Origin of the sequence: Mesorhizobium sp. M0106 (assembly GCF_040322715.1) — a bacterium.
GTDB lineage: Bacteria > Pseudomonadota > Alphaproteobacteria > Rhizobiales > Rhizobiaceae > Mesorhizobium.
Genome location: NZ_JAMYUA010000009.1, coordinates 64,694 through 86,458, shown reverse-complemented (window position 1 = coordinate 86,458; position 21,765 = coordinate 64,694). Strand labels below are relative to the sequence as shown.

Annotated in this window: 20 protein-coding genes and 1 riboswitch; of the genes, 12 read left to right on the top strand and 8 right to left on the bottom strand. The window is 64.3% G+C overall.

The window, feature by feature from the left end:
- The gene (locus tag NKJ55_RS11675; protein WP_352450130.1) at positions 1–783 is read left to right on the top strand and encodes a cobalt-precorrin-6A reductase; all 783 of its coding nucleotides are present in this window, start codon (positions 1–3) and stop codon (positions 781–783) included.
- Here the strand turns inward: NKJ55_RS11675 and NKJ55_RS11670 are convergent.
- The 8 genes from NKJ55_RS11670 to NKJ55_RS11635 all read right to left on the bottom strand — a co-directional run bounded on the left by NKJ55_RS11670 (position 747) and on the right by NKJ55_RS11635 (position 10,870).
- Positions 747–1,511: a precorrin-3B C(17)-methyltransferase gene (locus NKJ55_RS11670; protein WP_352450025.1), complete on the bottom strand. Its 765-nt coding sequence runs from the start codon at positions 1,509–1,511 to the stop codon at positions 747–749. The two genes, NKJ55_RS11675 and NKJ55_RS11670, sit on opposite strands and share 37 nt — an antisense overlap.
- The gene (locus NKJ55_RS11665) at positions 1,508–2,266 is read right to left on the bottom strand and encodes a precorrin-2 C(20)-methyltransferase (protein ID WP_352450024.1); all 759 of its coding nucleotides are present in this window, start codon (positions 2,264–2,266) and stop codon (positions 1,508–1,510) included. Before NKJ55_RS11665 ends, NKJ55_RS11670 begins: the two co-directional genes overlap by 4 nt.
- The gene (locus NKJ55_RS11660; RefSeq protein ID WP_502894830.1) at positions 2,263–2,910 is read right to left on the bottom strand and encodes a precorrin-8X methylmutase; all 648 of its coding nucleotides are present in this window, start codon (positions 2,908–2,910) and stop codon (positions 2,263–2,265) included. The genes NKJ55_RS11665 and NKJ55_RS11660 overlap by 4 nt, the downstream gene beginning before the upstream one ends.
- Positions 2,907–4,376, bottom strand: a complete 1,470-nt coding sequence (gene cobG, locus NKJ55_RS11655; protein WP_352450022.1) for a precorrin-3B synthase — start codon at positions 4,374–4,376, stop codon at positions 2,907–2,909. The genes NKJ55_RS11660 and cobG overlap by 4 nt, the downstream gene beginning before the upstream one ends.
- A complete protein-coding gene (gene cobN, locus NKJ55_RS11650; RefSeq protein ID WP_352450021.1) occupies positions 4,373–7,909 on the bottom strand; it encodes a cobaltochelatase subunit CobN in 3,537 nt (1,178 codons plus the stop codon). Before cobN ends, cobG begins: the two co-directional genes overlap by 4 nt.
- A gap of 18 nt (positions 7,910–7,927) precedes the next feature.
- Positions 7,928–8,968, bottom strand: a complete 1,041-nt coding sequence (gene cobW / locus NKJ55_RS11645) for a cobalamin biosynthesis protein CobW (protein WP_352450020.1) — start codon at positions 8,966–8,968, stop codon at positions 7,928–7,930.
- Positions 8,965–9,399, bottom strand: a complete 435-nt coding sequence (locus NKJ55_RS11640; protein WP_352450019.1) for a DUF1636 family protein — start codon at positions 9,397–9,399, stop codon at positions 8,965–8,967. Before NKJ55_RS11640 ends, cobW begins: the two co-directional genes overlap by 4 nt.
- 38 nt (positions 9,400–9,437) lie before the next feature.
- Positions 9,438–9,641, bottom strand: a riboswitch (cobalamin riboswitch).
- 29 nt (positions 9,642–9,670) lie between these two features.
- A complete protein-coding gene (locus tag NKJ55_RS11635; RefSeq protein WP_352450018.1) occupies positions 9,671–10,870 on the bottom strand; it encodes a winged helix-turn-helix domain-containing protein in 1,200 nt (399 codons plus the stop codon).
- Between the two features lie 335 nt (positions 10,871–11,205).
- Here NKJ55_RS11635 and NKJ55_RS11630 point away from each other — a divergent pair, with 335 nt between their 5' ends.
- The 11 genes from NKJ55_RS11630 (at position 11,206) to nuoI (ending at position 21,748) form a co-directional block, all read left to right on the top strand.
- Positions 11,206–11,571, top strand: coding sequence for an NADH-quinone oxidoreductase subunit A (locus tag NKJ55_RS11630; RefSeq protein WP_023798850.1), 366 nt, complete (start codon positions 11,206–11,208; stop codon positions 11,569–11,571).
- Positions 11,562–12,143, top strand: coding sequence for a NuoB/complex I 20 kDa subunit family protein (locus tag NKJ55_RS11625; protein ID WP_023720749.1), 582 nt, complete (start codon positions 11,562–11,564; stop codon positions 12,141–12,143). The genes NKJ55_RS11630 and NKJ55_RS11625 overlap by 10 nt, the downstream gene beginning before the upstream one ends.
- Positions 12,144–12,149: 6 nt before the next feature.
- A complete protein-coding gene (locus tag NKJ55_RS11620; protein ID WP_352450017.1) occupies positions 12,150–12,689 on the top strand; it encodes a hypothetical protein in 540 nt (179 codons plus the stop codon).
- Positions 12,686–13,288, top strand: a complete 603-nt coding sequence (locus NKJ55_RS11615) for an NADH-quinone oxidoreductase subunit C (RefSeq protein WP_352450016.1) — start codon at positions 12,686–12,688, stop codon at positions 13,286–13,288. The genes NKJ55_RS11620 and NKJ55_RS11615 overlap by 4 nt, the downstream gene beginning before the upstream one ends.
- Complete coding sequence (locus NKJ55_RS11610) at positions 13,289–14,479, top strand: NADH-quinone oxidoreductase subunit D (RefSeq protein WP_352450015.1); 1,191 nt, start codon at positions 13,289–13,291, stop codon at positions 14,477–14,479.
- Positions 14,480–14,913: 434 nt separating this feature from the next.
- Positions 14,914–15,966, top strand: coding sequence for an NADH-quinone oxidoreductase subunit NuoE (gene nuoE / locus NKJ55_RS11605; protein WP_352450014.1), 1,053 nt, complete (start codon positions 14,914–14,916; stop codon positions 15,964–15,966).
- Between the two features lie 10 nt (positions 15,967–15,976).
- Positions 15,977–17,281, top strand: coding sequence for an NADH-quinone oxidoreductase subunit NuoF (nuoF, locus tag NKJ55_RS11600; RefSeq protein ID WP_023676626.1), 1,305 nt, complete (start codon positions 15,977–15,979; stop codon positions 17,279–17,281).
- 78 nt (positions 17,282–17,359) lie between these two features.
- Positions 17,360–18,055 (top strand): helix-hairpin-helix domain-containing protein, encoded by a 696-nt coding sequence (locus NKJ55_RS11595; RefSeq protein ID WP_352450013.1) that lies wholly within the window; start codon positions 17,360–17,362, stop codon positions 18,053–18,055.
- Between the two features lie 74 nt (positions 18,056–18,129).
- The gene (nuoG, locus tag NKJ55_RS11590) at positions 18,130–20,211 is read left to right on the top strand and encodes an NADH-quinone oxidoreductase subunit NuoG (protein ID WP_352450012.1); all 2,082 of its coding nucleotides are present in this window, start codon (positions 18,130–18,132) and stop codon (positions 20,209–20,211) included.
- Positions 20,212–20,213: 2 nt separating this feature from the next.
- Positions 20,214–21,257: an NADH-quinone oxidoreductase subunit NuoH gene (gene nuoH / locus NKJ55_RS11585; RefSeq protein ID WP_352450011.1), complete on the top strand. Its 1,044-nt coding sequence runs from the start codon at positions 20,214–20,216 to the stop codon at positions 21,255–21,257.
- Positions 21,257–21,748, top strand: coding sequence for an NADH-quinone oxidoreductase subunit NuoI (gene nuoI, locus NKJ55_RS11580; protein WP_023676622.1), 492 nt, complete (start codon positions 21,257–21,259; stop codon positions 21,746–21,748). Before nuoH ends, nuoI begins: the two co-directional genes overlap by 1 nt.
- Positions 21,749–21,765: the final 17 nt, after the last annotated feature.

The following is a 21,765-nucleotide window of genomic DNA, read 5'->3' as shown; positions in this document are numbered from 1 at the left end:
ATGACCCACCGCATACTGATCCTCGGCGGAACCACCGAAGCCCGGCAAATGGCCGGAAAGCTGGCCGCGCGCGCGGATATTTCGGTCATACTGTCGCTGGCCGGCCGCACCGAAAACCCGGCCGCGCAGGGGGTGCCGGTGCGGGTCGGCGGCTTCGGCGGTGCCGGCGGGCTGGCGGCGTATCTCCGCCAGAACAAGATCGACCTGCTGATCGACGCCACGCATCCCTATGCGGCGCGAATCTCCGCCAATGCGGCGGAAGCAGCGCGCATGACCGGCGTGCCTATCGTTGCGCTCAGGCGTCCCGGATGGGAGGCGGTCGAAGGTGATCGCTGGATGTTGGTCGACACCGTTGCCAGCGCGGTGACGGCTTTGGGATCGGTGCCGCGCCGCGTGTTCCTGGCGCTCGGGCGACAGGAGGTCGCTGCCTTCAAGGCCGCTCCCCAGCATCATTATCTCATCCGCAGTGTCGACCCGGTCGAGCCCAGGCTCGCTGTGCCCGACGCGACCTATCTCTTGGCGCGCGGGCCGTTTCGGGAAGTCGACGAACATGCATTGCTTCTGCAACACCACATCGAAGTCGTTGTTTCCAAAAACAGCGGCGGGGAGGCGACCTACGGCAAGATCGCGGCGGCGCGAGCGCTGGGAATCGAGGTGGTGATGATCCGCAGGCCGGCGCTGCCGGACGTCACGTCGGCTGAGACCGTCGAATGTCTTGCCGCGATGGTCGATCATTTTCTGGTCGGTCATGTTCTTGGGCCTGCTGCCGAACGCGGCGTGTAGACCAGCGCGGCCTTGTCACCCCGTTTGATGATCCTGGTTTCCGGCGAGCCGATGATGATGCAGGTCGACATGTCGGCCTTCGCGGCATCGGCGTCGGCCAGCAGAAAAACCTCGATGCGCTCGTCGGGACGGCCGGCGGCACGGCCGAAGATCACCGGCGTGGTGCCGGGCAGGATCGCAGCAAGGCATTCGAAAGCGCGGCCTAGCTGCCATGGGCGCGCCTTGCTGATCGGATTGTAGAGCGCGATTACGAAGCCGGCGCCGGCTGCCGCCAGCAGGCGTAGCTCGATCAGGTCCCACGGCTTCAGATTGTCGGACAGCGAGATGGCGCAGAAATCATGGCCGAGCGGCGCGCCGATGCGGGCGGCGACGGCGAGCATGGCGGTGATACCGGGCACGATGGCGATGTCGACCGCGCGCCATTCGGGTGGGCCCGCCTCGATCGCCTCGCAGACGGCCGCGGCCATGGCGAAGACGCCGGGATCGCCGCCCGACACGACGGCGACATCGTGGCCTTCCGCAGCCTTGAACAGCGCGTCCCTGGAGCGCGCGAGTTCCTCGCGATTGTCGGAAGCGACGCGAATCTGGTCGGGGCGCAGATCGAGCCGGTCGAGATAGGGTTTATAGCCGTAGAAGAATTTTGCCTCGGCAACGGCGCGGCTTGCCTCTGGCGTCACCTGGTCGGCGTTGCCGGGCCCGAGGCCGATGACAGTGAGGCGGCCGCTCATGCTTCGGCTTTCAATGCGCTTGGCCGGCCCGACCAGCCGGCCACCAGCACGATGGCGAAATAAGGCGCCTGGTCATCCTTTTTGTCGGCAAGCCGCATCGAGACACCGCCCGGCATGGTGCCGCGCTCGACATAGATGGCCCGCGCCAGCTTGTCGGTTGCCTCCAGCGCGCGCTTGATCTTGGGCAGGTTGCGGCCGACCTTCATGATCACCGCAGCGTCGGTATCGGCGAGGCGACGCGTCAGCTCGAATTCGCTCATGGTGCCCGGCAGCACCGTCAGCACGTCGTCGCCTTGGACGATAGGCAGGCCGGTCGCCGACCAGCAGCCGGACATGGCGGTGACGCCGGGAATGACTTCGCTCGGAAAGCGGTGCGCCAGCCGGACATGAAGATGCATGTAGGAGCCGTAGAAAAGCGGGTCGCCCTCCGAGAGCACCGCGACCATCCTGCCGGCGCTGAGGTGCTCGGCGACCTTTTCGGCCGATTGCTCATAGAAATCGGTGATCTGCGAGCGGTAATCGCTGTGATCCTTGTCGATTTCGGTCGTCACCGGATAGAGCAGCGGCAGTTCAATCAAATCGGGGCGAAAATGGGTTTCGACGATGGCCCGGGCGTTGCTGTTGTTGCCGCGCTTGGCGAAATGCGCGACGACATCGGCCTCGGCCAGCGCGCGCACTGCCTTCAGCGTCAAGAGTTCCGGGTCGCCAGGACCGGTGCCGACGCCGACAAGCCTGCCTTTTGCAATCGCATTCATAGGCCCGGCCTCGCCAATGCATTGAGGGCGGCGGCGGTCATGGCGCTGCCGCCCAGCCGGCCGCGCACGATGGCGTAAGGCACGCCATAGGAATTTTCGGCCAGCGCATCCTTCGATTCAGCGGCGCCGACAAACCCGACCGGCATGCCGATGATCGCCGCCGGCTTCGGGGCGCCGTCGCGCAGCTTTTCCAGCAGATAGAAAAGGGCTGTCGGCGCATTGCCGATGGCGACGACCGAACCGGCCATGCGCTCGCCCCACAGGTCGATCGCCGCGGCCGAGCGGGTGTTGCCGATCTTTTTCGCGATGTCGGCTGTCCGCGGATCGCGCAGCGTACAGATCACCTCGTTGCCGGCCGGAAGCCGGGCGCGCGTGACGCCGTGCGAGACCATCTGCGCGTCGCAGAAGATCGGCGCGCCGGCCCCCAACGCCGTGCGCGCGGCGGCGACGAAATCGCTCGAGAAAACGAAATGTCGCGCTGCCTCGACCTGGCCGCAGGCGTGGATCATGCGGATAGCGATTTCGGCCTCGGCTTCGGAAAAGCGCGACAGGTCGGCCTCGGCGCGGATGATGGCGAAGGAGCGCTCGTAGATCGCCGTGCCGTCATGGATGTAGTCGTAGGCGTTCTGGGCGGGCATGCTCATTCCTGTCGGTAGATTTCGGTGATGCCGGCCGCGCCGAGCCTTGCCAGGCAGGCGGCAGCGGTTTCGCCGGGATGTCGTGCGCTGCGGATCACCGCTGCAACGCGGCCGATGCCGTGCGCGGCGTCGTAGCCCGGCCTGTATCCGGCGGGCAATGCCTTTGCCGTCCCGTCCACGACAAGTCCGGCTCCGTTTTCGCCACCGACCAGGGTCAGCGCCGCCGGACCGGGATGGGCACAGCCCTTGGCGCAGCCGGAGATGTGCAGCGTTAAGGAGGAATCGAGGATATCGCGGTTTTCCACGGCGATGGTCTCGGCGATGTCGCGGGTGGCGATGCGGCCGGAGGCGCAGGCGGGTGCGCCGGGGCAGGCGGCGATCCTGGTGCTCGGATCGGCTGCGTCGGTGACAAAGCCGAGGGCTGCGGCTGCGTCTTGAAGGGACGAGCAGGCGGCTGGCGCAAGGCCGAGGAAAAGCAGCGCGCGCTGCGGCGCCGGGCGGACTTCGGTCGCGCCGAGGGCGAGGGCACTCCGCACGAGAGTGACGATGTGGTCCGCCGGCATGCTGCCGAAGGGCAGACCGATGCCGAGGGCGGCACTGCCGGCTGCCAGATCGAAAACTCCGATGGGCCGGCGATCCTTCGCGCCCCCCTCTGTCCTGCCGGACATCTCCCCCTCTAGGGGGGAGATTGCGCCTTCGTCTCCGCTTTCGCCAATCGCCGAAGGTGCTGGGGGGAAGCCGCCGGCGAAGCTGCCGATCTCCCCCCTTGTGGGGGAGATGTCCGGCAGGACAGAGGGGGGCGCGAAGGATCGCCAACTTGCGAGAGATCTCAGCTGCCTCGCCGTCAAATCCCGCGCATGGGCATCGCGGCCCTTTTCGGCAACCATCCTGAGAATGGCGACGGCGATGTCACAAGCCGCATCTTCCTCGGACATCGCCAGCGGCGTGGCACCCTGCGCATCTCCGGCGAGCGATACCCGCCACTTAATTCCGTCGGCGGCCCGCACCCCGACCAGCCTGACATCGGCCGTAACCGCATCCATTGTCAGCTGCCCGCCGCCGTCGACGATCACCGAAACCTTCGGGCCAAGGCGTTGCGTAACACCGGCGTCCTCAATTGCCGCCCGAATCCGCTCCGCCATCGGGCGCGGGTCGGCTATCTCCTCCAGGTCGAGCCCAGCCAGCGGGCCGGTCTCTACCGGCACGCCGGTGCGCACCGCGATGCCCAGCGCATCGACCTCCATCGCCAGCAGCCGCGCGCTTGCCGGCGTCAGGCCGCGGATCTGCAGGCTGCCGCGGGCGGTCACTTCCATGATGCCGTTGCCATGGCGCAAGGCGGATTCGCAGAGTCCGATCAACGATTTCGGCAACAGTCCTCCAGCGACCGGATTGAGCCGCACCAGCAGCCCGTCGCCGGTCTGCATCGGCGCCGACAAAGCGGGGCAGGCGCCACGGCGCGAGAGAGCGTTCATGCCGCCACTCCCAGAGCTTGCGCTTCGGCAATCAGTGCGGCGAGATCGTCATCGATGGAATTGCGCAGCGGATGCCAGAGCCCGCGCCGCCGTGCCGAGAGAAAACGCTCGGCGATGACTTTTGCGGCTGAAGGGTTTTCGCGCAGGATGAAGGCGCGGACCACGGGGTCGCCGAGATAGGCGTCGTGCACGGCCTCGATAAGCGTGCCCGATATGGCATGGGTAGTCTCAGCAAAGCCGACAAGCCGGTCGACCGTCTCGGCGAATTCCGAGGCGCCGCGCGGGCCATGACGCATCTGGCCGGCGATGAAGCGCGGATTGACGGCGCGTGCCCGCACGACGCGCGACACGGCCTCACTGATAGAGCGCGGCTTCGGTCTTTGCGGGTCCGTGGTGTCGAGCACGATTACGTCGGCGTTTTTGCCGAGCGCGGCAAGTGCTGCCGAAAAGCCGCCGATGAAGGCGACGTCGGCCGAGCCTTCGAGGATGTCGCGGCCGGGGTCGTCGCCGGTATGAACCAGAAGGTCGGCCTCGGCGAGGCGATCCTCGAACGCGCCGGGCGCCGAAATGCCTTTGCCCTCGGAGCCGCCATAGGCGTGCGAGGTGGCGCCGAGATAGGTGCGGCCGATCTCTTCGCGCGCGGCCCAGTCGCCGCTCGACAACAAGTCCTCGACGCCCGCGCCGTAAGTGCCCGGCGAGGTGCCGAAAATGCGCGGGCTGATCTTGCCGTCGATGCGGGTCCTAGCGGCGAGCGGGTTTTCCGAATCGTCCTCGTCGCGGGTCGCCACCGCGTTGGCCGCGGCGTCGATCAGCGCGATCTGGGTCGGGAACATGTCGCGGAACAGGCCCGATATGCGCCAGGTGACATCGATGCGCGGACGGCCGAGTGTTGCCGGCGGCAGCACGTCTATGCCGGTGATGCGGCCGGTGGCGGAATCCCATTGCGGCCGGCAGCCCATCAGCGCCAGGCCTTGCGCGATCTCCTCACCGCCGGTGCGCAGCGAGGCCGAGCCCCACAGGTCGATGACCAGCGAGCGCGGCCAGTCGCCATGCGATTGCATGTGGCTGCGGACCACTTCTTCCGCTGCCACCTTGCCCAGATCATAGGCGGTCGGCGTCGGCATGGTGCGTGGGTCGGCGGTGAACAGATTGCGGCCGGTCGGCAGAACATCGCGCCGACCCCGTGCCGGTGCACCGGCGGGACCGGCAGCGACGTGGCGGCCGTCGAGGGCGGCAAGCAGCGCGGTTTTTTCAGCTGCCGCACTTTGCCGGCGCAACGGATCGGTTTCGCCTTCGGGCGAGCGGCCGTAAATGTGCAGGCCGTCCTTGATGGCGAAATCCTTGAGATCGCAGAGCCAGGCGTCGATGCGGCGCAAAGCCTCGTCGGCTGCGTCGGTCCTGGCGACGCCTGCCTCTGAGGCGAGGCCGGTCTTTTCCGCCGTCTCGACGATCAGCTTCGCCAGGCGGTCGCGGCGGCGGCGGTCGAGCCCGTCGGCCTGGGCATATTCGTCAACCAGTCGTTCAAGCCTGTGCTGGTTTTCGTCCAGCCCGGCGCCGGTCAGCGGCGGCGGCAGATGGCCGAGCGTGACGGCGGCAATGCGCCGCTTGGCCTGCGCTGCCTCTCCCGGGTTGGAGACGATGAAGGGATAGATTACGGGCAGGAGACCGGTGACTATCTCGGGAAAGCAGTTTTCGCTGAGCGCCACGGTCTTGCCGGGCAGCCACTCCAGCGTGCCGTGGGCGCCGACATGGACAATTGCATGGATGCCGAGCGACTTGCGCAGCCAGAGGCCAAAGGCGACCAGCGCATGGCGCGGCGGCAGCGTCGGGTCGTGATAGTCGGCGCGGCGGTCGGCTGAGCGCCCGCGGTCAGGTGCGAGTGCCACGGTGACGTTGCCGAAGGTGGCTGCGCGGAAGGCGAATTTTGCGGCGGCAGGCGCTTGAACACCCCCCTCTGTCCTGCCGGACATCTCCGGCAGGACAGAGGGGGGTGCCTCGCACAAACTTGTCTCATCTGCCGCATTCCCCCAAGCCGCCTCTACCGCAGCGATTGCCGCTGCAGGCAATTCCTTCGAAAAGGTCTGATAGTCGTGTAGGGCCAACCCTTGGCTGTCCTTTTCCAACGCATCCAGCAACTCGCGCGGCGTTTGCGGAATCCTTTCAACGGCGTAGCCCTGTTCGCTCAGGTCGTGCAGCATTGCCAGCACGCTGGACGGCACGTCGAGACCAACCGCGTAGCCGGTGCGACCGGGGGCGCTCGGATAGTCGGGGATCAGGATGGCGAGTTTGCGCTCCGCACGCGGCGTCCGCTGCAGGCGCACGAAGGCCTCGACACGGTTCGCCACTTGCGCCACGCGGTCGGGCTCAGGCCGGTTGGCGAAGGCGCGGAAGGCCAGCGCCGGGTCGGTTTCGCTTTCGCCCTTGAATGAAATGGCGCCGGCCAGAATGCGGCCGTCGAGCTCGGGCAGGACGACATGCATGGCAAGGTCGGCGGGCGCCAGGCCGCGCTGATTGGTTTGCCAGATGTCGCGGCGGGTGGTCGCGACGATGACCTGGAACACCGGCACGCCGGCGCGGTCGAACAGGGTTTCAACGCCCGGCTCGGCACCCGAGGCGAAAGCCGTCGCAGTGATGATTGCGGCAGGCTTCAGGGTCGCGAGCGCGGTTTCGACAAAGGCGAGCGAGGCCGGGTCCTTGAGGCTGGAGACGAACATAGGCACGGGAGCCATGCCGCGGTGGCGCAGGGCTTCGAAAAGCGCGTCGATGGGCGCGACATCGGCGGCGAGCAGCATCGAACGGTAGAAGAGAATTGGCACGACGTCCCCCTGCCCCCCGAGGGGAGGGTGGCCCGCAGGGCCGGGTGGGGTCGTCACGGCAGTGCGCGACGCTTTGTGTAGGCGCGCTTCGGAGAGGACCCCACCCCCGGCCTGGGGCGGGACCCTCCCCTCGAGGGGGAGGGGGACGCCGCGTTCTACGACCCCCAGTCCCGGCTCGTAAAATCCCGCCTTTGGCATGCTAACAGGTTCGGCTACCGCCGCACCCGATCCAGCGAGACTTGCCAGCCTCTGCACCAGCGCCGTCATATTTGCCGGCCCGCCCTCGCGGAAATAGCCAAGCAGGGCGTCCAACTCCTCGCGCGGCAGCGTCGAGCATTCGATCAGTCGCAAATCCTCGTCGTGGCTCTCGCCCGGTAGCAGCGCCAGCTTGATACCGCGATTTCGCGCGATAACGGCGAGCTGGTCGCAGCCATAGCGCCACCAGTCATAGCCGCCGAGGATGCGGACCAGAATGACCTTGGCGTGGCGGGCGACGCTGTCGATCCACAGGTCGACGGACATCGGATGGCGCAGGTCGCGCAAGGCGGCGAGCCGCATCGACGGCAGGCGGTGCGCATCTGCCTTCCACGCCGCCGCCAGCCCGGCCAGGTCGCTGTCGGTGAAGGACAGCGCCACGACATCCGCAGGCGTTTGCCTGAGATCGACAGGCTCGGCGAGATCGTCGAGCGAGGCGGATGTGGTGGTGAGGATGTGCATCGCGGCTCGTACCTGGGGTCAGCCGGCGAGGATACGCTCGATGGCCGGGCGGTTCAGCCCTTTCAGGCCGATGACGACCAGGCGCGAGCGGCGGTCGTCGTCAGCGGTCCAGGCGCGGTCGTAATAGTGGTTGACGCGCGGACCGACGGCCTGCAGCAGGAGCCGCATCGGCTTGCCGCCGACTTCGACGAAACCCTTGACGCGCAACACGTTTTCTTCCTCCGCCGCCGTGGCGACCCGTTGTGCGAGCTCGTCCGGGTTGGACACGGACGCGATGTCGATGACGAACGAGTCAAAATCGTCATGTTCGTGGTCGAGCTCGTCGTCGTGGTGGGTCTTGCGGTTCTCGATGTCGTCCTCGACGGCGAGGCCGAGGCCGAGCAGCACCGACGGGTCGACCTTGCCTTGCGAAGTCGGTACGATCTTCACCGCCCGCGCAACGTGCTTGCCGATGACGGCATTGGCACGGGCCGCGCCGGCTGCGTCCATCAGGTCGCTCTTCGACAGGATGATCAGGTCGGCGCAGGCGAGCTGGTCTTCGAACACTTCCTCGACCGGATCGTCATGGTCGAGCGTCTCGTCCTGCGCGCGCTGCGCCTGCAGGGCGTCCATGTCGTTGGCTACGCGGCCATCAGCCAGCGCCGGTCCGTCGACCACGGCAATGACGCCGTCCACCGTCACGCGGCTTTTCACCGACGGCCACTGGAAGGCCTGGACCAGCGGCTTGGGCAAAGCGAGGCCGGATGTCTCGATCAGGATGTGGTCGACCCTCGGCGTCAGCGACAGGATCTGGTCCAGCGCCGGGACGAAATCATCGGCGACGGTGCAGCAGATGCAACCATTGGCCAGCTCGACGATGTTTTCCTCGGGGCAGGTGTCGATGGCGCAGCCCTTCAGGATCTCGCCGTCGATGCCGATGTCGCCGAACTCGTTGACGATGATGGCCAGCCGCTTGCCTTTGGCGTTTTCGAGCAAATGGCGGATCAATGTCGTCTTGCCGGCGCCGAGAAATCCGGTGACCACGGTGCAGGGAACGCGCGAAAGGGAGGCAGCGGTCATATCAAGTCCTTCAGAAGGTCAAGGGGAGGGATGCGGGCAACGAGGCCGCGCTTTAGGCAATCGGGACGGCCGCGCCATGGAATGAGCCCATCCGTCGAGGTGGCGAACAGCTTTGCCCCGGTGACGAGATCGGCGCCGCTGGTCGTGGTCAGATCACCGAAGACGTAGCTCCAGCAGCCGTCGCGCAGCATGGCCGCGCTGAGCCGGCGCTTGCAATTGCCGAGGCATTCGACGGTGCGGATTTTGATGTTTTCGCTGGAAGCGGCGCGGCGCGTGTCCTCTGCGAGCAGTTCGCCGGCGCGCGCATGAGCGTCCGAACCGGTCTCGTCACGGCAGGACGAGCAGACGATGACGGTAACGCCGGCCGGGGAATCACCATGGCCGGACAATAAATCCGCTGTCTCAGCCGGAAAACTGCTGTCGCGTTCCAAATCAGGCTCCTTGCCCGGAAAACCCGCCAGGCGATCGGATTCTTATGTCCTAGACGGCAGGTCTCCTGGCTCGCGGGTCATCGCCTGGGTGCCGCCTTCCCGGGAATATCCCAGTGGTTTTCGGCCGAGGCTCGTCGCTTACAGTTGCGGGGACAGCCGCGGATTTGAAATCGAGATTTCGCACCGCATTCCCTCTTGGCCCCTGCCGTTGCGGGCAGGGGACCGTCTGGAACGGATTTAGGCTTGTGGAGGCAGTCGTGTCAACGCACGTCTATGCCGCGGCGATATCCGCGAGCGGCCGGCCGAGGTCGCCGGCAGCGGTCACCTCGATGCGTTCCAGGCCGAGCCAGCCCTGCATCTGCTTCAATTCTTCGAAAAGCTCGGCAGCGGTTTGTGGCGGGGCGCCGGGCTCCGCATAGGCGGCATGGACGCGCAATACGCCGGCCGGACGGTCGGCCCTGAGGTCGACGCGCCCGACGATGCTGTCGCCGAGCAGGAATGGCAGCACATAATAGCCATACCGGCGCTTTTCGGCCGGCGTGTAGATCTCGATGCGGTAGTGGAAGTCGAACAAGCGCTCGGTGCGCGACCGCTCGAAGACGACGGGATCGAACGGCGCGAGCAAGGCGCGCGCCTCGATCCTGCGCGGCAAACGGGCGTCGTTGTGGAGATAGGCTGTTTTGCTCCAGCCTTCGACGCTCACCGGCAACAGGTCGCCGGCCTCGACCAACTCCTCGATGCGGCCCTTGATGTCGGCGGGCGAGAGCCGGAAATAGTCGCGCAGGTCTCCTGCCGTGGCGATGCCGTGGGCGCGGGCCGAGATGCGCAGCAATTCGCGGTGAGCATCCTCGGGACAGGGAACCGGTAGCGCGAGTACCGCCGGCGGCAGCACGCGCTCCGGCAGATCGTAGAACCGCTCGAAGCCGCGGCGATGCGCCGTGGTGATGCGGCCGGCCCAGAACAGCCACTCGAAGGCATGCTTGGCATGGCTCCAGCCCCACCAGCCGCCCGAACCCTTCTGGCCTTCGAAAGCCGACGCCGCGATCGGGCCTCGTTCGGCGACCTCGCGATAGATGTCTTCGATATAGGCGGCGTGCTCGCGGCCCCATTTGGCCAGTCCGCTGTACATTTCGTCGCCGCGTTCGGCCCGCTGCATGCGCCAGCGCATCAGCGGATAGGTCTCGACCGGCAAGAACGAGGCTTCATGCGCCCAATACTCGAAGACCATGCGCTTGCGCGTGACGGCGGCGTTGTCGAGCAACGCCAGCTTGTAAGGGCCAAGCCGCGAATAAAGCGGCATATAGTGGGCGCGCACCACGGCGCTGACGGAATCGATCTGCAGCAGGCCGGTACGGGCAAGCACGCGGGCCAGATGCCGGCGGTCAGGCGTGCCGGTGGGGCGCGGGTCATTGAATCCCTGTGCCGCCAGCGCAATGCGGCGGGCCATGGCAAGCGAGATTTTTTCCTTCATGAAGGCGGCATCCGGACGATTTTGGACAGAGAAAATGACCTGCGATTCCGTGCCATGCTAGCAGGGTTTTGGCGGCATCCATGTCAGGAGAGAAAAGTGGAGTAAAAAGTGAAGGAAATCCAACAGGAGCGGATCGGACCAGTTTTCCCGGATATGCCGTCCAGCACCGCGATTTGAACAAGGTTTGACTTGCTTCGCCGAAAGCGCTGCGCTAACCCTCGCCGCGTTGCAGCATAGAGCCCCCTTAAAACGGTTCAGTGGTTAAACTGTCACGCTTCCGCAAGTGGGTCCGGTGCTGTAATCAGAGTGGATTGGCCGCAACGGAAAGCTGCAGAATGAACGCATTGTTGAGTTCGTACCTGCCCATCGTCCTGTTCATCGGCGTGGCGCTGGTCGTCGGACTGGCGCTGCTCGCCGCACCCTTCCTGGTGGCCTATCGCAACCCCGATCCGGAAAAGCTTTCGGCCTATGAGTGCGGCTTCAACTCGTTCGACGACGCCCGCATGAAATTCGACATTCGCTTCTACCTGGTGTCGATCCTGTTCATCATCTTCGATCTGGAGGTGGCCTTCCTGTTTCCGTGGGCGGTGTCGTTCAGCCAGATCGGCATGCTCGGTTTCTGGTCGATGATGGTGTTTTTGGCGGTGCTGACCATCGGCTTTGCCTATGAATGGAAAAAAGGAGCGCTGGAATGGGATTGAACGACAGTTCCGGCACGCTCGTCGCGCCGAAGCCCAAGGGCCTCATCGACCCCAACACCGGCAGGCCGGTGGGGGAGGATGATCCGTTCTTCCTGGAGATCAACAACGAGCTCGCCGACAAGGGTTTTCTCGTCACCTCGACCGAGGCGCTGATCACCTGGGCGCGCAGTGGCTCGCTGATGTTCATGACGTTTGGCCTCGCCTGCTGCGCCGTCGAGATGATCCATACGTCGATGCCGCGCTATGACTCGGAGAGGTTCGGTGTCGCGCCGCGCGCGTCCCCGCGCCAGTCCGACATCATGATCGTCGCCGGCACGCTGACCAACAAGATGGCGCCGGCGCTGCGCAAGGTCTACGATCAGATGCCGGAGCCGCGCTACGTCATCTCGATGGGCTCCTGCGCCAATGGCGGCGGCTATTATCATTATTCCTATTCGGTGGTGCGCGGCTGCGACCGCATCGTGCCGGTCGACATCTACGTGCCCGGCTGCCCGCCGAGCGCTGAAGCGCTGCTTTACGGCATCCTTCTGCTGCAGAAGAAGATCCGCCGCACCGGCACGATCGAGCGGTAAATCGCCATGGATGAAGATCGGATCATTTATGGCAACCCTGAACCTTGGCTGGATTTGATGTTCAGAACGTCTGAACAGCGATTTGTAAAAACGGACTCCGGTTCGACGTTTTATTCTTCTGCGCTCTCAACAGACACGAAATTTGGTGCTGCTGGTGTCGGTATCGACATCCGATTGAATGATTGGGAAGCCGAGCCGACAAGCGACCCACGAATTATCTTTTATCATGGCGACGTAAGACTGCGTTCGCTTGGCGATCGAACCAAGAATCTGATTGGTGAAATGTCGGCCAAGCTTTCCTCTGCCGCGTCGGGCCAGGGAGCAACTACCGAAAAGCTGTTTGTGGAATGCGTTGCTCTAAATGGCGACCCTGCGCATCTGGAAACCCGGCAGTTTGTCGGAAAGCTGTTTTTTGGCGAGCCGGGTGACGATGATGAATGCCAGGTTTTTTTGACTATTGACGCCGCCAGGGAGAGCGGCTGGTTTGGTGAAAAAGATCCAGAAGACTCGCGCAAGGTTCTGGGCTGGTTGGCGAGGTTGTCATGACCCAGGCGTTGAATGACCTCTCGACCTATCTCGGCGAGAAGCTGATCGGCCGGATCGGCGAGGCGGTGTTCGCCTATGGTGAACTCACCATCTCGGTCGAGCCGCGCGACCTGATCGAGGTGGTGATCTTCCTGCGCGACGACCCGAAATGCCAGTTCATTTCGATCATCGACGTCTGCGGCGCCGATTATCCATCGCGGGCGAAGCGCTTCGACGTCGTCTATCATTTGCTGTCGCCGAGACAGAATATCCGCATCCGAATCAAGGTCCAGGCCGACGAAGAGACGCTGGTGCCGTCAATCACCGGGATTTATCCCGGCGCCGACTGGTTCGAGCGCGAGACCTATGATCTCTATGGCGTGCTGTTTTCAGGCCATCCCGATCTGCGGCGGATTCTGACCGATTACGGCTTTGAAGGCCATCCGCTGCGCAAGGACTTTCCGCTGACCGGCTTCGTCGAGGTGCGTTACGACGACGAAGCCAAGCGCGTCATCTACGAGCCAGTGGAGCTCAAGCAGGAATTCCGCAATTTCGATTTTCTGTCTCCGTGGGAAGGTACGGATTACGTGCTTCCGGGGGATGAAAAGGCAAAGCAGTAAATGGCTGAAACCTCCGTTCGCAACTTCAACATCAATTTTGGCCCGCAACATCCAGCGGCGCACGGCGTTTTGCGCCTGGTGCTGGAGCTTGACGGCGAAGTCGTCGATCGCGTTGACCCGCATATCGGGCTGTTGCACCGCGGCACGGAAAAGCTGATCGAGGCCAAGACTTATCTGCAGGCCGTGCCCTATCTCGACCGGCTCGATTATTGCGCGCCGATGAACCAGGAGCATGCCTTTGCGCTTGCCGCCGAGCGTCTGCTCGGCATCGAGGTGCCAAAGCGCGGCCAGTTGATCCGAGTGCTCTATTCGGAAATCGGCCGCATCATGTCGCACATCCTCAATGTGACGACGCAGGCGATGGATGTCGGCGCGCTGACGCCGCCGCTGTGGGGCTTCGTCGAGCGCGAAAAGCTGATGGTGTTCTATGAGCGCGCCTCGGGTTCGCGCATGCACGCGGCCTATTTCCGCCCCGGCGGCGTGCATCAGGATCTGCCGCAGAAGCTGATCGAGGACATCGGCAAGTGGATCGACCCATTCCTGAAATCGGTCGACGACCTCGACTCACTCTTGACCGGCAACCGCATCTTCAAGCAGCGCAATGTCGACATCGCGACGGTGTCTCTGGCCGACGCCTGGGCCTGGGGTTTTTCCGGCGTCATGGTGCGCGGCTCGGGCGCGCCGTGGGACCTGCGCAAATCGCAGCCCTACGAATGCTATGCCGAGATGGATTTCGACATTCCGATCGGCAAGAACGGTGACTGTTTCGACCGCTATCTGGTGCGCATGGAAGAGATGCGGCAGTCGGCGAAAATCATGCGCCAGTGCGTCGATCTGTTGCTCGGTAAGGAGGGCAGCGGGCCGGTGTCCAACCTTGACGGCAAGGTGGTGCCGCCGAAGCGCGCGGCGATGAAGCGCTCGATGGAAGCGCTGATCCATCATTTCAAGCTCTACACCGAAGGCTACCGCGTGCCGGCCGGCGAGGTCTATGCGGCGGTCGAGGCGCCGAAGGGCGAGTTCGGCGTCTATCTCGTCTCCGACGGCACCAACAAGCCCTATCGCTGCAAGCTGCGCGCGCCCGGCTTCGCGCATCTCCAGGCCATGGACTTTTTGTGTCGCGGCCACATGTTGGCCGACGTCACCGCCGTGTTGGGTTCACTCGACATCGTGTTTGGTGAGGTCGATCGGTGATGATGGGAATGGCTCGACCGTCAAAGGCGTTTCTGGCCGCGGCATGCCTTGCGGCTTCCGCTGAAGTGTCGCTTGCTGGGTCCGGTGAGGGTCTCTCGTCGACCGATCTTCTCAAAGAGGGGTTCAAGCTTATTGCAGAAGGCGATCTGCTTACAGTCCGTGGCTTGAGCACCCAGACCCCAGCAATGGATGAGGGCATTCTTGTCCATGGCCGGCCGTCGACATCGTCCAACTGCGCGGTTCATGACAACCTCGTAGCGTCATTGATCCCCGAAGAATATCGTTGCAAGCCAATAGCTTGGGTGTATAGCCGCTATGACGGATACATCCGCCTGAAGCGTGGAAATGAAGAGTTCGTATGCGTTTTGGGGCGATCCGAGGATTGCTATCGCGCCTACAACTCTAACCAGTAGAAACATAGAAGCGAAATCGTAATGTCAGTCCGCCGTCTCGCAGAAGCCAGCCTCCAGCCAGCCTCCTTCGCCTTCAACCGGGCGAATGCGGCGGCGGCGAAGCAGTGGATCAAGAAATATCCGAAGGGGCGCGAGCAGTCCGCCATCATTCCCTTGCTGATGCTGGCGCAGGAACAGGAAGGCTGGGTGACCAAGGCGGCGATCGAGACGATCTCCGACATGCTCGACATGCCCTATATCCGTGGGCTGGAAGTCGCCACCTTCTATACGCAATACCAGCTCAATCCGGTCGGCACCCGCGCTCATATCCAGGTCTGCGGCACCACGCCCTGCATGCTGCGCGGCTCGGAAGCGCTGATGGATGTGTGCCGCTCGAAAATCCATCACGACCAATTCCACACCAACGACAAGGGCACGCTGTCGTGGGAAGAGGTCGAATGCCTCGGCGCCTGCGTCAACGCACCGATGGTGATGATATTCAAGGACACCTATGAGGATTTGACGCCGGAGCGGCTTGCCGAGATCATCGACCTCTATGACGCCGGCAAAGGTGCTTCGGTGACGCCAGGACCGCAAAACGGCCGCATCACCTCTGAGCCGGCCAGTGGCCTGACGACCCTCAAGAGCGAAAAGGCGATCCTCAAGGCGACCCGCGACCGGGAAACCAGGGCGGCGACCAAGGCCACCAAGGATGCAGAGCCGGCGGCTGCCGTCGCAGCATCAGTCCCGCCAACTGCTCCTGCCGCGCCGGCGCCGGTTGCGCCCTCGAATGCCAGCAAGCCGAAGACCGACGCGGTCGAGACCAACCCGGCGCTGAAATCGCCGTCGGCGACGAAAGTCGCGCCCGCGGCGGAAAGGGCGGCGAGCGTCGCAGCGCCTCTGCATTCGGCCGCCAATGCCAACAAGGCCGAACCGCAGGTCGAGGACGTCTCGAAACAGCGCAAGGGCCCCAAGAACAAGGCCGAGCCGGCGTCTGCTTTCAAAGCGCCGGAGGCCAAGGTCAAACCGGCGAAGGCTGCGGCCAAGCCGTCGCCCGGAAACAGGAGCCGGCCGACCGGCAAGAAGCCGGTCTGAGGAACGAGCAATGCTTCAGGACAGAGACCGCATCTTCAACAACATCTACGGCCGCTTCGACAAGTCGCTGGCCGGTGCCATGGCGCGCGGCGCCTGGGACAACACGCCCGGCATCGTTGCCAAGGGGCGCGAGTGGATCGTCAACGAGATGAAGGCATCGGGCCTGCGCGGCCGCGGCGGCGCCGGTTTCCCGACCGGGCTCAAATGGTCGTTCATGCCCAAGCAAAGCGACGGCCGGCCGAGCTATCTCGTCGTCAATGCCGACGAATCCGAGCCCGGCACCTGCAAGGACCGCGACATACTGCGCCATGACCCGCATACGCTGGTCGAAGGCTGCCTGCTTGCCGGCTTCGCCATGGGCGCGGTCGCCGCCTACATCTATGTGCGCGGCGAGTTTATCCGCGAGCGCGAGGCGCTGCAGCGCGCCATCGACGAGGCCTATGCGGCCAAGCTGATCGGTAAGAACAACACCTCCGGCTACGATTTCGACATCTACATGCACCATGGCGCCGGCGCCTATATCTGCGGCGAGGAAACGGCGCTGCTCGAAAGCCTCGAGGGCAAGAAGGGCCAGCCGCGGCTGAAGCCGCCATTTCCGGCAAATGTCGGCCTCTATGGCTGCCCGACGACAGTCAACAATGTCGAGTCCATCGCGGTGGCGCCGACCATCCTGCGCCGCGGTGCCGCCTGGTTCTCGTCCTTCGGCCGGCCCAACAATGTCGGCACCAAGCTGTTCTGCATCTCCGGCCACGTCAACAATCCGTGCACCGTCGAAGAGGCGATGTCGATCCCGTTCCGCGAACTGATCGAGACGCATTGCGGCGGCATTCGCGGCGGCTGGGACAATCTGCTGGCGGTCATTCCGGGCGGCGCCTCGGTGCCGCTGGTGCCGGCCGAGCAGATCATCGACGCGCCGATGGATTTCGACGCGCTGCGCGACCTGAAATCGGGCCTCGGCACGGCGGCTGTCATCGTCATGGACAAATCGACCGATATCGTGAAAGCGATCGCGCGGCTGTCCTATTTCTACAAGCACGAGAGCTGCGGCCAGTGCACGCCCTGCCGTGAGGGCACCGGCTGGATGTGGCGGGTGATGGAACGGCTGGTGCGCGGTGAGGCGCAGAAGCGCGAGATCGACATGCTGCTCGACGTGACGAAGCAGGTCGAGGGCCACACGATCTGTGCGCTGGGCGATGCGGCAGCATGGCCGATCCAGGGCCTGATGCGGCATTTCCGCGGCGAGGTGGAGCGGCGCATCGACGAGTTTTCGCGCAACGCGCACCGTGCCGAACCGGTGCTGGCGGCGGCGGAATAGAAGAATTCAAAAATGCGGACGAATGTCCGACACGAGGAAACGAGCGCGGGGCAGACGGAAACGACCAGGAGACCACCTATGTCGCTGTTTTCGACACCCGACGATTTTACGCCCGATATGGACCCGTTGTTGAAGATGAACCAGGATCTGACCAGGATGATGCCGAAGGAGATGGCCAATGCCGTCAATCTCCTGGCGCATCCTGTCGCGGGCGCGGCGGCGATGACGGCACTCGGCATCGGCCTTGCCAACCACGCCTTTGGTATCTGGATGGGCGTGCTTTCAGGCGCGGCCGAGTCCTCGCAGCGGCTTTGGCAGCCGGTCGCCGAGGATTTCGAGGCGCGAACGGAACGCGTTTCCGCGACCGGCAAAAGCTCCTCGACCAAGGCACGCGCGGCGACCAAAACCCTGATTGCCGAGGCGCAGTCCTTCGCCAACGATGTGACCGACATTGCGACGAGCACCGCGGCGCGGAGCTTGGCGAATGCCAGCACCGTTGCAGCGGATGCGTCGGCCGGACTGATGCCGGAGGATTTCAAGCAGCCCAAGCCGATGGATCGGCCAGCCGAGCCGGCTGACCTCAAGGCGATATCGGGCATCGGGCCGAAACTGGAAAAGGTGCTGAACGGCCTTGGCATCTGGACATACGCCCAGATCGCCGCGTGGACGCCGCAAGAGATCGCCTGGGTCGAAGATTACCTGTCGTTGAAGGGCCGCATCGGCCGTGACGGCTGGATCGGTCAGGCGGCCGCGTTGGCCGGGGCCAAAAAGTGAATTCAATATCGTGCGCGGTCTCGGCTGCGCCCGGAAGGAAAGATTGCGGAACGTCCGCAGGGGTTTGAGGCGAAATGGCAAAGCTCAAGGTCGACGGGAAAGAGATCACTGTACCCGACCATTACACGCTGCTGCAGGCGGCCGAGGACGCCGGCGCGGAAGTGCCGCGCTTCTGCTTCCACGAGCGGCTGTCGATCGCCGGCAATTGCCGCATGTGCCTGATTGAGGTGAAAGGCGGCCCGCCCAAGCCGCAGGCGTCCTGCGCCATGGGCGTGCGCGACCTGCGCCCCGGCCCGAACGGCGAGCCGCCGGAAATCTTCACCAACACGCCGATGGTCAAGAAGGCGCGCGAAGGCGTGATGGAATTCCTGCTGATCAACCATCCGCTGGACTGCCCGATCTGCGACCAGGGCGGCGAGTGCGACCTGCAGGACCAGGCGATGGCGTTCGGAGTCGATTCCTCGCGCTACCACGAGAACAAGCGGGCGGTCGAAGACAAGTATATCGGGCCGCTGGTCAAGACCATCATGAACCGCTGCATCCATTGCACGCGCTGCGTCCGCTTCACCACCGAGATTGCCGGCATCTCCGAGCTCGGCCTGATCGGCCGCGGCGAGGATGCCGAGATCACCACCTATCTCGAAAGCGCGATGACTTCGGAACTACAGGGCAATGTCATCGACCTTTGCCCGGTCGGCGCACTGACCTCCAAACCTTACGCCTTCCAGGCACGGCCGTGGGAACTAACCAAGACCGAATCCATCGACGTGATGGACGCCGTCGGCTCGGCGATCCGCGTCGATAGCCGGGGCCGCGAAGTGATGCGCATCCTGCCGCGTACCAACGAGGCGGTGAACGAGGAATGGATTTCCGACAAAACCCGCTTCATCTGGGACGGCTTGCGCACGCAGCGCCTCGACCGCCCTTATGTCCGCAAGGACGGCAGACTGGCCCCGGCAAGCTGGGCCGAGGCTTTTGCCGCGATCAAGGAAGCGGTGTCGAATGCGGCACCTGAAAAGATCGGTGCCATTGCCGGCGATCTCGCAGCCGTCGAGGAGATCTACGCGCTGAAGCTTCTGATGGCTTCGCTCGGCTCGAAGAACACCGACTGCCGCCAGGACGGCGCCGCACTCGATCCGTCGCTCGGCCGGGCGAGCTATGTGTTCAACCCGACCATCGAAGGCATCGAACAGGCCGATGCGGTGCTGATCATCGGCGCCAATCCGCGCTTCGAGGCATCCTTGCTCAACGCCCGCATCCGCAAGCGCTGGCGGGCCGGCAATCTGCCGGTCGGCGTCATCGGCGATGTCGGCGATACGCGCTATGATTACGAGCAGGTCGGCGCCGGGCCGGAATCGCTGAAGGATCTGGCCGACGGCAACGGCAAGTTCTTCCAGCTGCTGAAGAAGGCGACGCATCCGCTGATCATCGTCGGACAGGGTGCGCTGGCGCGTCCGGACGGGGCGGCCGTGCTCGGCCAGGCGGCGAAGCTCGCCGTCGCCGTCAACGCTGCCAGGGCCGACTGGAACGGCTTTGCCGTGCTGCACACCGCCGCGGCACGCGTCGGCGGCCTCGATGTCGGGTTTGTGCCGGGCGAGGGCGGCAGGAACGTCGCCGGCATGCTGGGCGAGACCGATGTGCTGTTCCTGCTCGGCGCCGACGAAATCGATATGGCCAAGACCGGCGGCGCTTTCGTCGTCTATATCGGCACGCATGGCGACAAGGGCGCACACCGCGCCAACGTCATCCTGCCGGGTGCCGCCTATACCGAGAAGTCGGGCACCTTCGTCAACACCGAAGGCCGCGTGCAGCAGACCAACCGGGCCGGCTTCGCGCCCGGCGAGGCGCGCGAGGACTGGGCGATCCTTCGGGCACTGTCGGATGTGCTCGGCAAGAAGCTACCTTTCGATTCGCTGCCGCAGCTACGCGCAAAGCTCTATGCGGAATACCCGCATCTTGCCCGCATCGACCATGTCGCGGCCGGCGACCCGGCCGACATCGCCAGGGTTGCCAAGCTCGGCGGGCGGCTGAACAAAGGCACCTTCACCTCGCCAGTCAAGGATTTCTACCTGACCAACCCGATCGCGCGGGCTTCCGCGGTGATGGCCGAGTGCTCGGCTTTGGCGAAGAACGGCTTCAGGCAGGCGGCGGAGTAGACATGGACACCTTCTTCTCCTTCTACGTGCTGCCGGCGCTGCTGATCCTTTTGAAGTCGGTCGTGCTGATAGTCGTTCTGTTGATCTTCGTCGCCTATGTGCTTTACGCCGACCGCAAGATCTGGGCGGCGGTGCAATTGCGCCGAGGCCCGAATGTCGTTGGCCCATGGGGCACGCTGCAGGCCTTCGCCGATCTGCTGAAATTCGTCTTCAAGGAGCCGGTCATCCCGTCCGGCGCCAACAAGGGCGTTTTCCTGCTGGCGCCTTTGGTGTCGGCGGTGCTGGCGATCTCTGCCTGGGCGGTTATCCCGGTCAATGAGGGCTGGGCGATCGCCAACGTCAATGTCGGCATCCTCTATGTCTTCGCCATCTCCTCGCTCGAGGTCTATGGCGTCATCATGGGCGGCTGGGCCTCCAATTCGAAATACCCGTTCCTTGGCGCGCTGCGCTCGGCGGCGCAGATGGTGTCCTACGAAGTCTCGATCGGTTTCGTCATCGTCACCGTGCTGCTTTGCGTCGGCTCGCTCAACCTGTCCGACATCGTCTTGTCGCAACAGGACGGGCTGGGCACGCGGCTCGGCCTGCCCAACACCTTCCTCGACTGGCATTGGCTGTCGCTGTTCCCGATGTTCATCGTCTTCTTCATCTCGGCGTTGGCCGAGACCAACCGGCCGCCCTTCGATCTTGTGGAAGCCGAATCGGAACTCGTCGCCGGCCATATGGTCGAATATTCCTCGACGCCGTTCCTGTTGTTCTTCCTCGGCGAATATGTCGCCGTCGTCCTGATGTGCGCGCTGGCCACCATCCTGTTCCTTGGCGGCTGGCTGCCGCCCTTCAACTTCGCGCCGTTCACCTGGGTGCCGGGGCTGATCTGGTTCGTACTCAAGGTCTGCCTGGTGTTCTTCATGTTCTCCATGGTGAAGGCGTTCGTGCCGCGCTACCGCTACGACCAGCTGATGCGGCTCGGCTGGAAGGTCTTCCTGCCGATCTCGCTGTTCATGGTGGTCGCTACCGCCGCTTTCCTCAAACTCACCGGGTTTGCCTGATGTCAGCATTATCCCAGGCCGCCAAGTCACTGCTTTTGCAGGATTTCGTCAGCGCTTTCTTCCTGTCGATGCGCCAGTTCTTCGCGCCGAAGGAGACGATCAACTATCCGCATGAAAAGGGGCCGGTCAGCCCGCGCTTCCGTGGCGAACATGCGCTGCGTCGTTATCCGAACGGCGAGGAACGCTGCATCGCCTGCAAATTGTGCGAGGCGATCTGCCCGGCACAGGCCATCACCATCGAAGCCGGCCCACGCCGCAATGACGGCACGCGGCGCACCGTGCGCTACGACATCGATATGGTGAAATGCATTTACTGCGGCTTCTGCCAGGAAGCCTGCCCGGTCGACGCCATTGTCGAGGGGCCGAATTTCGAATTCGCGACGGAAACGCGCGAGGAGCTGTATTACGACAAGGACCGGCTCCTGGCCAATGGCGACCGCTGGGAGCGTGAACTGGCGCGCAACATCTCGCTGGATGCGCCTTACCGCTGATATTTGACGCATGGACG

Bases quoted from the DNA above. Each gene is read 5' to 3' on its own strand.
- NKJ55_RS11675 (WP_352450130.1), top strand. From the start codon at position 1: ATGACCCACCGCATACTGATCCTCGGCGGAACCACCGAAGCCCGGCAA.
- NKJ55_RS11670 (WP_352450025.1), bottom strand. From the start codon at position 1,511: ATGAGCGGCCGCCTCACTGTCATCGGCCTCGGGCCCGGCAACGCCGAC.
- NKJ55_RS11665 (WP_352450024.1), bottom strand. From the start codon at position 2,266: ATGAATGCGATTGCAAAAGGCAGGCTTGTCGGCGTCGGCACCGGTCCT.
- NKJ55_RS11660 (WP_502894830.1), bottom strand. From the start codon at position 2,910: ATGAGCATGCCCGCCCAGAACGCCTACGACTACATCCATGACGGCACG.
- cobG (WP_352450022.1), bottom strand. From the start codon at position 4,376: ATGAACGCTCTCTCGCGCCGTGGCGCCTGCCCCGCTTTGTCGGCGCCG.
- cobN (WP_352450021.1), bottom strand. From the start codon at position 7,909: ATGCACATCCTCACCACCACATCCGCCTCGCTCGACGATCTCGCCGAG.
- cobW (WP_352450020.1), bottom strand. From the start codon at position 8,968: ATGACCGCTGCCTCCCTTTCGCGCGTTCCCTGCACCGTGGTCACCGGA.
- NKJ55_RS11635 (WP_352450018.1), bottom strand. From the start codon at position 10,870: ATGAAGGAAAAAATCTCGCTTGCCATGGCCCGCCGCATTGCGCTGGCG.
- NKJ55_RS11630 (WP_023798850.1), top strand. From the start codon at position 11,206: ATGAACGCATTGTTGAGTTCGTACCTGCCCATCGTCCTGTTCATCGGC.
- NKJ55_RS11625 (WP_023720749.1), top strand. From the start codon at position 11,562: ATGGGATTGAACGACAGTTCCGGCACGCTCGTCGCGCCGAAGCCCAAG.
- NKJ55_RS11620 (WP_352450017.1), top strand. From the start codon at position 12,150: ATGGATGAAGATCGGATCATTTATGGCAACCCTGAACCTTGGCTGGAT.
- NKJ55_RS11615 (WP_352450016.1), top strand. From the start codon at position 12,686: ATGACCCAGGCGTTGAATGACCTCTCGACCTATCTCGGCGAGAAGCTG.
- NKJ55_RS11610 (WP_352450015.1), top strand. From the start codon at position 13,289: ATGGCTGAAACCTCCGTTCGCAACTTCAACATCAATTTTGGCCCGCAA.
- nuoE (WP_352450014.1), top strand. From the start codon at position 14,914: ATGTCAGTCCGCCGTCTCGCAGAAGCCAGCCTCCAGCCAGCCTCCTTC.
- nuoF (WP_023676626.1), top strand. From the start codon at position 15,977: ATGCTTCAGGACAGAGACCGCATCTTCAACAACATCTACGGCCGCTTC.
- NKJ55_RS11595 (WP_352450013.1), top strand. From the start codon at position 17,360: ATGTCGCTGTTTTCGACACCCGACGATTTTACGCCCGATATGGACCCG.
- nuoG (WP_352450012.1), top strand. From the start codon at position 18,130: ATGGCAAAGCTCAAGGTCGACGGGAAAGAGATCACTGTACCCGACCAT.
- nuoH (WP_352450011.1), top strand. From the start codon at position 20,214: ATGGACACCTTCTTCTCCTTCTACGTGCTGCCGGCGCTGCTGATCCTT.
- nuoI (WP_023676622.1), top strand. From the start codon at position 21,257: ATGTCAGCATTATCCCAGGCCGCCAAGTCACTGCTTTTGCAGGATTTC.